Origin of the sequence: Aliiglaciecola sp. 2_MG-2023 (assembly GCF_030548145.1) — a bacterium.
Lineage (GTDB): Bacteria > Pseudomonadota > Gammaproteobacteria > Enterobacterales > Alteromonadaceae > Aliiglaciecola > Aliiglaciecola lipolytica_A.
Map to the genome: position 1 here is coordinate 19,671 of NZ_JAUORY010000019.1, position 15,046 is coordinate 34,716.

Genomic DNA, 15,046 nt, shown 5'->3' on the forward strand with positions numbered 1-15,046 from the left:
ACCTGTGTGTGTTTAAGTTATTGTGTGTTTTCCCTGGTAGTAGTTTAATGCCTGACCTAGAGTCAGGCATTTTTTTGCCTACAATTTAGTTACTTGGCTAAATAATTACTCTGAGGAGCGGCAAAATAATCCTTCAAAAAATCTTCAAAAGACACAGTGTCTTCTTTTTCCTTTTGTTTTTGTATCGCAATGGAGTCTTTAGCCTGTTGTTCAAATGATGCTTTGGAATACACCTTATAATCAGCAGACATAAGCTCGTCACGATACTTCTGTGCAAGCTCTACACCGAATCGACCATTATCTTTGTTTTGGGTAATCAACATGTCCAACAACTGTGCAGAAGGCGTTAAGGAGGGATCCGCAACCTTTTGCTTTTGTTGTTCAAGGGCTTGAGTATAAAGCGTACAATTATTAGCTTCATCTAATACAGCGGCAACTTGTGCCATTTCTGCGAACAGCTTTTCTGTCCATTGAGGAATAGATTTGGCTACAGAATCATCACTTAATTTCAATTCTGGATCTCTACCATTCACCACTACCGCTTTTAGATTAGACTCGGTTTCAGCGTATTGTTGCTGGGTCATAAAATCACTTGGGGCAATGAGACAATAGGTTAGGAATACATCCAAGAAATAAAACTGCTCTTTCGCGATACCGATGTCACTAAACGGGTTCACATCAAGGGCTCGAACTTCAATATAATTAACGCCTCTTTTCGCTAATGCATCCGTAGGTTTCTCTAGCGGCAAGGTTGGTTGTTTAGGACGAATTGGAGAATAAAGCTCGTTTTCAATTTGCAATACATTGCTGTTGAGTTGGCGATACTCTTCACCTTCTTTGGTCTCAAATTCGGCATATTTTTCCGAAGGTGTATTAATCGCTTTGCGCACCGATGAAATATAACTGTCCATTTGGTTGTAGCAGATATTCAAACCCGATTGTTCTGAGTTGGTATATCCTAGATCACTCATTCTTAAAGACGTCGCATAAGGCAAATACATAGTTCCCTTAGCCAAATGCTGAAACGGTAAATTTGTTTTTTTACCACGAATAAAAGAACCACAAATAGCTGGCGAAGCACCAAATAAAAAGGGGATTAACCAACAAAAACGTCGATAATTTCTTATCATTGCAAAATATGCATCTGAAATACTGTGTTTGTCGGCTTTAGTCCCATCAAGGTTAGCTAACCATTGCTGCCAAAACTCTGTCGACAACGAAAAGTTAAAATGCACCCCTGCGATGGCTTGCATCATACTACCGTAACGATTTTTTAATCCAACCCGATAGAGACTCTTCATTTTTGCGACGTTCGAGCTACCATAATTAGCAATAGGAATATTGTCTTCACCATTAATAAAACACGGCATACTCATTGGCCACAAACGTTCATCTCCAATATTTTCCATCACATATTTGTGAACATCACGGAGTTGTTCGATAGTAACATTGGGATCAGACTCTGGTGGTGTAATAAATTCAAGCAGAGACTCAGAAAAATCGGTGGTGATAAAATCATGGGTTAACGCTGACCCTAATTTTTCATTATGGGGAGTTTGCGCTAGGCCTCCATCGGCATTAATTCTCAGAGTTTCACGCTCTACACCATGTTTGATTTGAGGTAAAGTAGCACGCACTTCTGGGCGTTGAAGGATCGCTAACCGATCAGTAAAAGACATTGAACTGGACGTCAAAATACATTCCTAATGAAAAATCGAATTTTAAAGGTGGGGAAAAATATCTGATTTTCAAGCAAAAATCGCCAAATATCGACTAAATACATATTCCCTCCCCCCTATTTTAAAGTTAAAACAAATAATAACAAATATTATTCAGAAACGTGTATTTCAACAATTTCACGGCCTAATTTAGTTAATTGTGGTTTAACCTTTTTAGCATCAGCCACTACAATAACTTGCATACGGTTAATATCAAGCAAAGAACGCGCTAAGCTATTTAACTCTGCCAATGTGATATTCTCAATTACTTCGCTTTGTTTATCGCGATACTCGCGCTCTAGGTCATAAGTTAATAAGTGATTTAAAAAGTTCGCTTTACTAAATGGGGTTTCGTAGCTCAACGCATCTGCTTGCGTGTATGCACTGCGCATAGACAACAATTCAGCTTCGGTCATACCGCTTTTACTAAAGGTATCTATTTCTGTGAGAATTTCCACGATACTGTCACCCGTATTCTCTTGCTTCACATCCGCTGAAGCTTGAAAACGCCCTAAGGTTTTGCCACCAATAAAGCGACTTGAAGCACCATAGGTGTAACCTTTATCTTCACGTAAATTTAGATTAATACGACTGTTAAACATGCCCCCTAATGGGTAGTTCATTAGCTTACTTTTAAACTGTTTTCCGCTAGCGTCATAAGGTAACGCAAGTTCAACAACGCGCACTACAGACTGCGCCGAATCAGGTTTATCAACGAGGTAAATTTTACCTTCATTGTGCTTAGGAAATGTCTGGTACTCAGGAATTTGATAAGGCGCTCCTTGCCAGTCAATTAAAAACTGAATATCGTTGGCAATCTGCTGTTGTTCGATATCTCCCACGATGACCAAATTAGCCATTGCTGGCGAATAGTATTGCTGATAGAAAGCCTTAACATCGTTAAGTTCAATATTGCTTAAGGTGGTCAAATTACCCGAGTCAGGTAAGCTAATACGATTATCCTGCCCATACAATAAAGTATCAGTGGCACGCGCCGCCAACACTGACGGATTTTTTAATTGTTGCTGCAACTGTTGCGCTAAATTTTGTTTGATACGCTCAAAATCTTCAGGCAAAAACGCAGGCTTAAACAATTTTTCTTTTAATAGTGCCAGTGTTTTATCTAAATTATGCACTAAAGAATTAACGCGAATTTGTGTATATCGCCCACCTGCGCTGAAGCTAATCTGGCTACCCAGCAATGCCAGCTCATTAGCCATTTGTTCATTTGACATTGTGGTGGTGGATTCATTCATCATTTCAGCAGTAAAGCTGGCTAATCCGGCTTTTTCTATTGGATCAAGCAATGGGCCGCCTTCTAAACTCAATAAAAGTGTGACTGTGGGTGTTTCATCCGTGCTGTGGGTCAACATTTCAATCCCATTGGCAAATTGAGTACGTTGATACTCAGGCACCTTCACCGTAGGGTTTGGACCAGCCTTGGGCATAATCGAGCGGTCAAAATTATCATTTATCACCTCAGCGGTGACTTTTTGGTTGACCGTAGTAGTGGTAATTTGACGTTCTGGTAACTCAAAATTCTGTGGTTTTGCGACCAATTCAGTTTGTCCAACGGGCACAATACTCAATACAACCTTGGCTTTACCTTTAATGTACTGGCGATAAACGCGCATAACATCTTGTGCAGTGACATTGTTGTATCGATCAAGATCATATTGAACTAAATCTGGCTTAGCGTCGAAGATCTCATTTGCTGCTAGCGTAGAGACTTTGCCTGAAACACTCTGTAAACCGAAAATGGTCGAAGATTCGATGCTTGCTTTGGTTCTAGCTAAATCATCTTCACTGACACCGCGTGATTCAAACTCGACCAAAGACTCTTCAATGCGCTTTTGCAAATCAGATAGCTTTGTGGACTTAGCTGGGTTAGCTAAGGCAATTAATTGAAATTCGCAGGAAAGTTCTCTGCAAGGATGAGAAACCATTGCTTGAACAGCATGGTTATCTTTCACTAAGTTTTTGTAAAACAGTGAAGTTTTACCACCACCTAAAATATCAGACAGCACGTCCAATGGTGCTTCATCAGGGTGTCTGACATACACGGTTGGAAATGTTAATTGAATAAGCGGTAAATAGACCTGGTCTTCGATTGTGACGTAACGGTCGTTTTCCAGTGTCACCGCCACTTTCTCTGGCGCTTCTACTGCTGGTCCTGCAGGTATGCTACCAAAATATTTTTTAACCCAGGCCAAGGTTTTGTTTGTATCAATGTCTCCGCCTATGGTTAACACCGCATTATTTGGTCCATACCAGCGTTTGAAAAATGCTTTTAAGTCATCCACGGTTACGCGGTCAAGATCTTCGACGTAGCCAATGGTAGACCAAGAATACGGGTGGCCTACGGGATATAAAGTTTCACTGTTGCGCTCACTTCTCAATCCGTAAGGTTGGTTGTCGTAACTTTGTCCACGTTCATTTTTAACAGTTTCACGTTGGATTTCGAACTTCTCTTGGGTGACAGTATCGAGTAAAAACCCCATACGGTCAGATTCTAACCAAAGCACTTTTTCCAATTGATTGGCCGGCACAGTTTCATAATAGTTAGTTCTGTCACTATTGGTTGAGCCATTCATACTGCCGCCAGCTTCAGTGATGATCTTAAAATGTTCATCATCCGCCACGTTCTTAGAACCTTGAAACATCATGTGTTCAAAAAAGTGTGCGAAACCGGATTTTCCAATCTCTTCTCTAGCAGAGCCAACATGGTAAGTAACGTCAACATGGACCAATGGATCGGAATGGTCTTCGTGCAACACTACGGTGAGACCATTATCTAACTTATATTTACTAAAAGGGATGGAAACATCGCCATCTTGGTTAGCTAAGTGTTGTTCAACTAGTTGTACACCAGCGGGTAAATTATCGATAAATACTTGCGGTTTAGATTGATTATCAGTGGAACATCCAGCGAGAAGTAAAGTCACACTTCCCAACATCAAAACGAGTCTCTTCACAATACTGCCTTATATTAATATGCTATTCGTGATTTTTTGTTTAACTATGTGTATTAAGTCTACCTTGATGGTACAAATAAAGTAATATGTTGTTAGAAAATGTGTACGATGGGAATGAAATGAATAAAAAAGAACAAATTATTGATTTAGATTTTGCTGTTTCTCAGCTAAGTGGCAATCAATCATTACTGATTAAATTACTGTTGAAGTTCAACGATCAATATCAAAACTTAGGGCAAGAGTTAGTTGTTTTAAAAGAAAAAAACGATCTCAAAGCCTACAAGGAAGTTATTCATACGGTAAAAGGGGTATCCGGTAACTTGGGTCTAAACGCGTTGCATTTTGCATCTAAAAAGTTGGAAACATCAGTTATCAATCAAAACGATTTTACTGAACTTGAAGAAAATTTTGTTAATCAACTCAACGCCACTGTGAATAAAATTAACAGTTTAGCCAACGACGAAAACGCCTCTGCGGATACGGGTGCAGAACAAGCGGACAAAAGTAGTCAAAGTATATTAATTGAGATGTTAGAAAATAACGAATTCATTACCCCTGATAAGCTAAACTCCTTGCTCGCTGACTGCGCGATTTCCGAAATGGAGAAACAAGCATTGCACAATGCGATTGGTGACTTAGATTACGAAGAAGCCCTCAGCGTAATAAATAAAAACAGCTAATTTACTCACGGCATTAGATAGATGAAGACAATTCCCATTGTGTTTGAAAATGACGATTTTGTCATTGTAAATAAGCCTGACGGTGTAGCTGTTCAAAATGAACAGTTGCAATCAGGTATTCTGCCGTACATTCAAAAACAATTGCAGTTAGACAAATTGTGGCTGGTTCACAGATTAGATAAAGTCACATCAGGTTTGCTTCTATTAGCTAAAAACGCCAGCGCAGCAAGTCGATTAAGTCAGTATTTTGCTGAGCGTAAAATTCAAAAATATTATTTAGCGATCAGTGACAAAAAGCCCAAGAAAAAACAGGGGGCAGTGATCGGCGACATGCATAAAATACGTGATGGGAAGTGGGCCTTAAAAACATCGCTGCATCAACCAGCCGCAGGACAATTTTTTAGTGCCGGTCTAGGTAATGGGCTACGTTTGTTTGTAATCAAACCCCATACCGGTAAAACCCATCAAATTAGAGTCATGTTAAAAAGCTTAAGCAGTCCAATTCTCGGTGATAATACTTATGCTGGGACCGAATCTGAGCGTACTTACCTGCACGCATACGGACTAGCCTTCGAGGATTGTGGACAACAAATTCAGATAAGCTGCATGCCAGTCTCAGGACAACACTTTACAATTCCAACTGACAATCAAAAAGCCGTAGCTTTGTTGTCTCCATGGGACTTAGTTTGGCCTAAATTAACCATTAAAAAGTCGAACAAATGATTAACAGCTATATTCGACATCCAATTGGCGTTTTGATCGCTGTGTCGATTTTTCTCACGTTTTCCATTGCCATGGTGATCCCAGTCGAATACATACCCGTTGATACCCGGTACGACAAAATACAACACGCCTGCGTTTTTCTCATTTTAACCTGCTCAATCTCAGCATGTTTGCGTATTAATCATTGGTTTATTGGAATTTTCCTAGCAATATTGGCAATAGCAAGTGAGTGTATTCAAGACTTGATACCTTACCGCAGCGGCAGTTGGGAAGATCTCTATGCTGATATTATTGGTATTTCTGTAGCGTGCCTAATTATCGAAATAGCCATTCGGATTTATCAAGCGTGGCGGAGCGGGGTTTAATGCTGACTATAGTAGGCAATGGTGCAATAGGTAACTTATTGGCCTTGCAATGCCACCACTTGCAATTTGATTATCGTATTGTAGTGCGCAATCAATCGCCATCAGAAATACGTTGCCAGACTGTACATCAACAAGAAATACTGCGCCCAGTTTATCAGCGTAGCAGTGATACTATTGAGCAAGGCTTATTCATTTTGCCACTCAAGGCCTATCAAATCATTCCAGCTATCGGGCAATTTAAGTCGCAATTGAGCGCTGAGATCCCGTTGGTTTTGTTGCACAATGGGATGGTGGATCATGCACAGATTTTGGAGTTGTTACCAAACAATCCGATTTTAGTTGCGACCACGAGTTATGGAGCATTTAAACGCCAGTATGATGGCTTAAATGTAACAGGAATAGGTGCAACTCAAGCTGGATGGTTAAGAAACAGCGACGATAACTTGGGTTACCAACAAGTATTTGAAAAGCTATTGCCGCCCTGCAGTTGGCATAAAGATATTTTACAGATTTTGTGGCGAAAATTAGCGGTAAACTCAGTGATTAATCCACTTACCGCGATTCATAACGTTGCCAATGGTGAATTAGCTAAACAACCATATCGCAGCACAATTATGGGTGTCACTAAGGAAATTTCGGCGCTCATGAATGCTGTAAATTTAGCGGTAACACAGCAGGAATTGTTCGCTAATTGTATGGCAATTATTGAAAAAACAGCAGGCAATTATTCTTCAATGCATCAAGATGTGCAGTATAAACGCAAAACAGAAATTGAAAATATTAGTGGCTATGTGGTTAGCCAAGGAAAACAATTATCGATACCAGTGCCATTCAACAACGAGTTGTTTGAGCAGGTCAAAAAAATAGAGACTTATTACCTTTAAATAATAAGTCTCTATCTGATCCATACTTTAAACTTATTCCTGTGGAGCCTGAGGCTTCATATGCGGGAATAAAATAACGTCTTTAATAGTTGGACTATCAGTGAATAACATGACCAAGCGATCGATACCAATCCCTTCGCCAGCAGTAGGTGGAAGACCATACTCAAGTGCCGTAATGTAATCTTCATCAAAATGCATGGCTTCATCATCCCCAGCATCTTTTTCTTCTACTTGCTTTTTAAATCGTGCAGCTTGATCTTCAGAATCATTCAATTCCGAGAACCCATTGGCTAACTCACGTCCACCTACAAAAAACTCAAATCTATCGGTAACAAAGTGATTTTCATCGTTACGGCGAGCCAAAGGTGAAACTTCCCATGGATAGGCGGTGATAAAAGTAGGTTGGATTAATTTCTCTTCTGCGGTTGCTTCAAAGATTTCACACAAGTACTTACCCGCTCCCCAAATACCATCCACTTCAGGTTCTTTGATATTCAGCTGTTTCGCCATGGCTTTTAGTTCATCCAAATGATTTTCTGGATCTTTAATTGCCGCTTCATTGGCTTCAGGCCAATATTTTAAGACAGCGTCATTCATAGTCAGGCGTTCGAAAGGTTGACCGAAGTCATATTCGATCTCACTAATAACGTTGCCTTCAACGTCTTTTTCAGTACTTTTAATAATAGTGCTACCCAATACATCCTGCGCCAGAGTGCGCAACATGTCTTCGGTCAAATTCATCAAATCATGATAATCGGCATACGCCTGATAAAACTCAAGCATGGTGAATTCAGGATTGTGACGTGTCGATAAACCTTCATTACGGAAGTTTCTGTTAATTTCAAACACACGTTCAAAACCACCGACCACTAGACGCTTCAAATAAAGTTCAGGCGCAATACGTAGGTACATGTCAATATCGAGCGCATTATGATGAGTGACAAAAGGTTTCGCTGTAGCCCCACCAGGAATCACTTGAAGCATTGGCGTTTCGACTTCCATGTAATTTCTTTCAGTTAAGAAATTACGGATACCAGTAACAATTTTACTGCGGATCATGAAAGTATCACGAGTTTGCGTATTAGTGATCAGATCAACATAACGCTGACGATATTTGGTTTCTTGATCAGCCAAGCCGTGGAACTTTTCAGGCAATGGACGCAATGACTTTGTGAGCAACTGATATTCATCCATATTGACATACAAGTCGCCTTTACCAGATTTATGTAAGACGCCTTTTACACCAATAATGTCACCAATATCCAAGCTACCGTATCGGGCTTTAATATCTTTTTGGGTATCTTTGGCAGCGTAAGATTGAATACGCCCTTTCATGTCTTGTAATAATAAAAATGGACCACGTTTGGCGAGTATACGTCCAGCGATACTAACCACTTTACCCAAGTCAGCAAGGGCTTCTTTTTCGTGCTCTCCAAACTCGTTCTGTAAATCTTGGCTATAAAATTCACGTCTAAATGAATTTGGAAAACCATTAGAGCTGCATTCGCTCCGAATTTGTTCTAGTTTACTGCGGCGTTCCGCAATCAATTTGTTTTCATCTTGCTGAATGTCAGTCATCGACTTTCCTGAAAGTGTTTATATCTTTAAAAAGACTATGTTTGTTAAAGACCAGACTTTAAGCTGGCCTGAATAAATTTATCTAAGTCACCGTCTAACACGGCTTGGGTATTTCTGGTTTCAACACCTGTACGTAAATCTTTAATTCGCGAATCATCTAAAACATAAGAACGAATTTGACTACCCCAACCAATATCTGACTTACTGTCTTCCATGGCTTGCTTCTCATCATTCTGTTTTTGCATTTCGTATTCGTGAAGTTTCGCCTTCAGTTGTTTAAACGCCTGATCTTTATTTTTATGTTGTGAACGGTCATTCTGACATTGCACCACTATATTAGTGGGTAAATGAGTAATTCGCACCGCTGAATCTGTACGGTTAACGTGTTGTCCCCCCGCACCTGATGCACGATAAGTATCTATCCGCAAATCAGCAGGGTTGATATCAATTTCTATATCATCATTGATTTCAGGATAAACAAACGCGGATGCAAACGACGTATGTCGACGGTTACCCGAGTCAAATGGCGATTTTCTTACTAAGCGGTGTACACCTGTTTCAGTGCGTAACCAACCAAATGCATATTCACCAGCGAATCGAATAGTGGCACTTTTGATGCCTGCCACATCGCCATCGGAGACTTCAATTAACTCTGGTTTAAAACCGTGGGCTTCTCCCCAACGCAAATACATGCGCAGAATCATATTGGCCCAATCTTGGGCTTCGGTCCCACCAGATCCCGATTGAATATCAAGATAACAATCATTGCTATCGTTCGGTCCTGAGAACATGCGGCGAAACTCTAGTAATTCAAGTTTCTCAACAAGCTGATCTAGTTCAGCTTGAGCTTCATCGAAGGTTTCCTGATCTTCTGCTTCAACAGCTAATTCAAGTAAGCCTTCCACATCTTCCGTTCCTTGATCAAGTTTTTCAATAGTTTCAACAACTTGTTCTAAAGCAACTTTCTCTTTACCTAATGCTTGCGCACGCGCAGGTTCATTCCAAACATCAGGACTTTCTAGTTCGCGGCTAACTTCTTCTAAGCGTTCTTTCTTAAGATCGAAGTCAAAGATACCCCCGAAGCAAAGCATTACGTTCTCTAACGTCTGCTAGCAAATTTTGTATAGGATTGATTTCAAACATAAATCTTATATGAGTATTTTAAATTAGGGCGTGGATTCTACCGGATTTAGCGGCGTTTGGACAGATAGCAAACAGCATAAAGGCAGTATTAATCACACTGCCTTTAGCTAATCTTAAAACAATTCCTGTATTTTAAGCTAGAAGCTGAATGTATACCGCAGTTTTAGCAACCGGATATAACTTTTAGCTACATCTTCTCTAATGTACTAATACCCAGCAAATCCAGACCAGACTTAATGGTTTTTGCCGTTAAAGCAGAGAGCGCAATGCGACTATTTTTTTGCTCTTCAGTTACCCCATCTTTAAATATCGGGCAAGCTTCGTAGAAAGTCATAAAGTTGCTGGCCAAATCGTACAAGTAGCTACATAAAACGTGTGGCGTTGCTTCACTAGTAAGCAAGTTCAGCGCTTCAACATATTGCAATAATTTAACAGCTAGAGTGCGCTCTTGTGGACTTTGTAAATCAAAATTAGCCACAAAATTGCTGGTGTCGCCGGCTCCATCTTTAAATATTTTATTGGCTCGGGTGTAAGCATATTGAATGTAGGGCGCAGTGTTGCCTTCGAAACTTAACATTGAGTCCCAATTAAAAATATAATCAGTGGTTCTATTTTTACTCAAGTCTGCGTATTTAACTGCGCTAATACCAATTTTTTCAGCAATTTGTTGACGTTCTTGCTCACTGAAATCAGATTTTCTGGCCGCCATCAATTTCTCAGCACGCTCTACAGCTTCATCTAGCAAATCAGCTAGTTTTACGGTACTGCCACTGCGCGTTTTAAACGGTTTACCGTCTTGGCCTAACATCATGCCAAATGGACAATGTTCATAGGTTTGTTGTGCCGAAATAAAGCCTGCTTTTCGTGCCACAATTTCAGTCTGTTTAAAATGTAAAGCTTGACGTGCATCAGTAAAGATTAAGGTTCTATCTGCATGGAGCTTTTGACAGCGGTAGCGAATTGCAGCCTGATCGGTAGTTGAATACAAATACCCACCACCAGACTTTTGGATTATGTATACTGCCGGCTCGCCTTCTTTATTGGCTAATTCTTGAATGAATACAACTAACGCACCTTGGTCTTCTACAGCGATGCCTTTTTGTTTTAGTTCGTCAACGGTAGGCTTTAAATCATCGTTATAAGCGCTCTCACCCATAATATCTTTGCGAGTAAGGGAAACATTCAACTTGTTGTACACTTCTTCGCTATGCTTAATTGAGATATCGATAAAATCTTGCCACAACGACAAACAGTGAGCGTCGCCACCTTGCAGTTTCACTACGTATTGTCTAGCGCGATCGGCAAAGCCTTGCTCTTCGTCAAATCTAACTTTAGCTTCACGATAGAAATCTTCTAAGTCAGATAAAGCGGTTTCCGCTACTTGGTTAGCGGCAATTTTATCACTCAAATGGGCTAACAACATGCCAAACTGTGTACCCCAGTCCCCCATATGATTCTGACGAATAACGTTATGCCCCATAAATTCGAGGGCTTTTACAACAGCATCACCTATGATTGTGCTGCGAAGATGGCCGACATGCATTTCTTTGGCGAGATTAGGAGAAGAATAGTCAACCACTACGGTTTTCGCTTCTTGCTTTTCAACCCCTAAACGCTCATCGCTAAACGCAGTTTGTAATTGTGTTGCTAACCATTGCGGGTTCAAATGAATATTGATAAAACCCGGACCGGCAATTTCCAATTTTTCAGCGATATCATCTAACTCAACGGCATCCACAATTTTTGCTGCGATATCTCTAGGCTTCTGTTTTAATAACTTTGCCAACGCCATAGCGCCATTGAATTGGTATTCACCGAACTCTGGGCGCGTGCTTTTTGCCAGAGGCGCAGGGGCGTTTTCGGGAGCACCTATGGCGACTAAAGCGGCTTTAAAACGGTCTAACAAGACAGTATGTAAATTCATAATTTAAACTTAATTTCTTAGTAATTTATAAGTATTAGTGTTCACGAGTAGTATGAAATTCGATTTCAGGATAGCGTTCGCGAGACAAATTCAAATTCACCATAGTAGGAGCGATATATGTCAGGTTGTCGCCACCATCTAGGGCTAAATTGATTTCTGCTTTACGCCTAAATTCATCCAGCTTTTTAGCATCTTTACTGTAAACCCAACGGGCTGTACTGACATTTACATGCTCATATAATGCGTCTACATTATATTCGGCTTTTAAACGCGCCACGACCACATCAAATTGCAAAACCCCAACAGCACCTACAATTAGATCATTGTTCACTAATGGTCTAAAGACCTGAACAGCGCCCTCTTCGGATAATTGAATTAGGCCCTTTTGTAGCTGTTTCTGCTTCAATGGATCTTTTAAGCGAATGCGTTTAAATAACTCTGGTGCGAAATTAGGAATACCCGCAAACCGAAATTTTTCACCCCAAGTAAAAGTATCACCAATTTGAATCGAACCGTGATTATGTAACCCGATAATATCACCAGCGTAGGCTTCTTCTAGCAATGCGCGATCACCGGCCAAGAATGTAAGCGCATCAGATATACGTACATCTTTGCCGATCCGGGTTTGGTGCATTTTCATGCCTTTTTCGTATTTACCAGACACGATTCGGCAAAATGCAATACGATCTCGATGTTTAGGATCCATATTGGCTTGAATTTTAAACACAAAACCACTGAATTTATTTTGCTCAGAGGGTACAAGTCCATTATTAGACTCCCTGCCCTGGGGTTTTGGCGCCCATTCAACCAACCCATCCAACATATGATCAACACCAAAATTACCTAGAGCTGTACCAAAATAAACCGGTGTCAGTTCGCCATCTAAAAACTCTTGCATATCAAATTCATGTGAAGCGCCTTTTACTAAATCCAACATTTCACGTAGTTCTTCTGCATAACTACCAATGGCTTCGTCTAACAAGGGATTATCAATACCTTTGATAATCCGTTCTTCTTGGATAGTGTGACCCATTCCCGTTTGGTAAAGAATGGTTTCATCTCTAAGCAAGTGGTAGACACCTTTGAATTCTTTGCCCATGCCTATTGGCCAAGTAATAGGTGCGCATTTAATTTTCATTACATCTTCGATTTCGTCTAACAGGTCGATAGGATCGCGTGTATCCCTATCCAACTTATTTACAAACGTAATGATTGGGGTATCACGTAAACGCGTTACCTCCATAAGTTTGATAGTTCTTGCTTCAACACCTTTGGCTGCATCTATAACCATCAAGCAAGAATCTACAGCCGTCAGAGTTCGGTAAGTATCTTCTGAGAAGTCTTCGTGCCCAGGCGTATCCAACAAATTTACCAAATGCTCTTTATACGGAAATTGCATCACTGAAGTAGTAACGGAGATACCCCGCTCTTTTTCCATTTCCATCCAATCAGACTTAGCGTGCTGACCGGATTTTTTGCCTTTGACGGTCCCTGCTTTTTGCAAAGCATTTCCAAACAAAAGCACTTTTTCAGTGATAGTGGTTTTACCCGCATCCGGGTGCGAGATGATAGCGAAAGTTCTTCGCTTATTGATTTCATTGATAAAATTGCTACCACTCATACCCAAAAAACCCTTATATACACCTAAATTTACACACGTTATTCCCCCCTCAATATCTTGCTAGAAGGTGGCTTGTGATCTGGAGGTTGATAGTTATTTATCAAGATCCAGCATTTTTTCAAGCGCCGACAAACTTAAGTAATGGACTGAACTCATGCCCATCGGCGGCTCGAAGCGCTGCAATATATTCATTGCGGCGTTCATTCATGGCTTCCAGCCTGTAATTACCCGCCCAATCAATGGCAGGCTCATTTAATAGTTTAGTTAATATCGCATCAGCCATGATTCGGGCATGACGACCGTTACCATTAGGGAACGGATGGATATAGACCAATTTATGATGAAACCTTGCGGCCAGTTCTTTGGGCTCATAGGATCCATGTTCGATCCAATATTTTGCATCATCCAATAATTGTCTTAACTGAACGGCCACCTGAATCGGGTCAACACCAATATTTTTTTCAACACGGCGGAACGTACCCGCCCAAAACCAAACGCTATCAAATAACTTTCTGTGTAGTTCACAAACAAAAGCTTCCGATAATACATCAGGCTTTTTCTGCTTGGCCAACCATTTGATACCGTCTGTGATACCGGCTTGTTCCAGTTGGTCAAGCTCACCTCTGGTCGAAACATGCTTAAAACGAAGGCCTGCAAGCTCATCTGGATCTAGAGGCGTCGCGCCTTCTGGGTATTCCCCAAATTTGGAATGATCATCGCTCATTCATCATTCCAAAAATCTGACGGCATCTTATCAATGATTTGTGCTGCAATTCGTTCAATCTCGAATTCAAGTTGTTCTTTGTTCAGTGACTGTGCTTCCAGCGCCATATGTGTAGAGGCTGCTTTTACCTGCAACCGAGCTTTCCTCTTTGCCCGTTGCTGGATGATTGCCTCTACATCTTCATTTGGCACGACCGCATATACAAACTTACAATCCATAGCCTCTGCCATGCTTTGCATTGTCTTCAATGTTACACTACCTAAAGGTTCGTCATGTTCTGCTTTTGACACTCTAGCCTTGGTAACACCAAGCCGCTTTGCCAATTGAGTACCTGACATGCCTAGTGCCGTTCTAACGGTTCTTAGCCATCCTTCTTGTGGATGTATAGAGAAGTCACCAAACTGTTTTACAGCTTGGTTAACTTTATCTCGATATTGCTTAGCAACTATCTTCTCTATACTCATTGTCGACCTTTATGTTTACGATGACGATATTTCAGTCAACATATTTATATACCAGCCACCCACCAAAGTCAACTTAAATGTATACTTCGACCACCAATTTGTATACATATATATTTACCACAAATCCACAATAGTAAACATATTCATTGACAATTTTTTTAAATTCCGTTGTTTTTACGGCGGATTTTGCCGTAAAAACCAAAACCGCTCTGTGGTTTTCAAATATGCAAGGCCTACCTTATAAAAA

At 40.5% G+C, this 15,046-nt stretch carries 12 protein-coding genes; 4 read left to right on the forward strand and 8 right to left on the reverse strand.

What is annotated here, in order from left to right; translation table 11 throughout:
• Window positions 1-89: 89 nt before the first annotated feature.
• A complete protein-coding gene (gshA, locus tag Q4567_RS16655) occupies window positions 90-1,679 on the reverse strand; it encodes a glutamate--cysteine ligase (protein ID WP_216050430.1) in 1,590 nt (529 codons plus the stop codon).
• 149 nt (window positions 1,680-1,828) lie between these two features.
• The gene (locus Q4567_RS16660) at window positions 1,829-4,675 is read right to left on the reverse strand and encodes a pitrilysin family protein (RefSeq protein ID WP_303501198.1); all 2,847 of its coding nucleotides are present in this window, start codon (window positions 4,673-4,675) and stop codon (window positions 1,829-1,831) included.
• A 137-nt stretch (window positions 4,676-4,812) separates the two neighbouring features.
• Here Q4567_RS16660 and Q4567_RS16665 point away from each other — a divergent pair, with 137 nt between their 5' ends.
• From Q4567_RS16665 to Q4567_RS16680, 4 genes are read left to right on the forward strand one after another with little or no spacing between them, the layout of a single operon-like run.
• Window positions 4,813-5,373: an Hpt domain-containing protein gene (locus tag Q4567_RS16665; RefSeq protein WP_216050197.1), complete on the forward strand. Its 561-nt coding sequence runs from the start codon at window positions 4,813-4,815 to the stop codon at window positions 5,371-5,373.
• 21 nt (window positions 5,374-5,394) lie between these two features.
• Window positions 5,395-6,096: a TIGR01621 family pseudouridine synthase gene (locus tag Q4567_RS16670; protein ID WP_216050196.1), complete on the forward strand. Its 702-nt coding sequence runs from the start codon at window positions 5,395-5,397 to the stop codon at window positions 6,094-6,096.
• Window positions 6,093-6,461, forward strand: coding sequence for a VanZ family protein (locus tag Q4567_RS16675; protein ID WP_216050195.1), 369 nt, complete (start codon window positions 6,093-6,095; stop codon window positions 6,459-6,461). The genes Q4567_RS16670 and Q4567_RS16675 overlap by 4 nt, the downstream gene beginning before the upstream one ends.
• Window positions 6,461-7,345, forward strand: a complete 885-nt coding sequence (locus Q4567_RS16680; protein ID WP_303501165.1) for a ketopantoate reductase family protein — start codon at window positions 6,461-6,463, stop codon at window positions 7,343-7,345. The genes Q4567_RS16675 and Q4567_RS16680 overlap by 1 nt, the downstream gene beginning before the upstream one ends.
• A 33-nt stretch (window positions 7,346-7,378) precedes the next feature.
• Here the strand turns inward: Q4567_RS16680 and lysS are convergent, their stop codons facing one another.
• From lysS to Q4567_RS16710, 6 genes are all read right to left on the reverse strand, one after another.
• Window positions 7,379-8,923: a lysine--tRNA ligase gene (gene lysS / locus Q4567_RS16685; protein ID WP_216050193.1), complete on the reverse strand. Its 1,545-nt coding sequence runs from the start codon at window positions 8,921-8,923 to the stop codon at window positions 7,379-7,381.
• Window positions 8,924-8,967: 44 nt separating this feature from the next.
• Window positions 8,968-10,066 (reverse strand): peptide chain release factor 2 gene (gene prfB / locus Q4567_RS16690; RefSeq protein WP_216050192.1). Its coding sequence is split into 2 segments (ribosomal slippage): window positions 8,968-9,990 and window positions 9,992-10,066, totalling 1,098 coding nucleotides; the frame shifts between segments, so codons are not numbered across the junction.
• 187 nt (window positions 10,067-10,253) lie between these two features.
• Window positions 10,254-11,990 (reverse strand): arginine--tRNA ligase, encoded by a 1,737-nt coding sequence (gene argS / locus Q4567_RS16695; RefSeq protein ID WP_303501166.1) that lies wholly within the window; start codon window positions 11,988-11,990, stop codon window positions 10,254-10,256.
• A 34-nt stretch (window positions 11,991-12,024) separates the two neighbouring features.
• Entirely contained in the window at window positions 12,025-13,611 is a 1,587-nt protein-coding gene (prfC, locus tag Q4567_RS16700; protein ID WP_216050190.1) for a peptide chain release factor 3, read from the reverse strand.
• A gap of 118 nt (window positions 13,612-13,729) precedes the next feature.
• Window positions 13,730-14,335 carry a mobile mystery protein B gene (locus tag Q4567_RS16705; RefSeq protein WP_216050189.1) on the reverse strand — a complete coding sequence of 202 codons (606 nt, stop codon included), beginning with the start codon at window positions 14,333-14,335 and terminating at the stop codon, window positions 13,730-13,732.
• A complete protein-coding gene (locus tag Q4567_RS16710; RefSeq protein ID WP_303501167.1) occupies window positions 14,332-14,799 on the reverse strand; it encodes a mobile mystery protein A in 468 nt (155 codons plus the stop codon). Before Q4567_RS16710 ends, Q4567_RS16705 begins: the two co-directional genes overlap by 4 nt.
• Window positions 14,800-15,046: the final 247 nt, after the last annotated feature.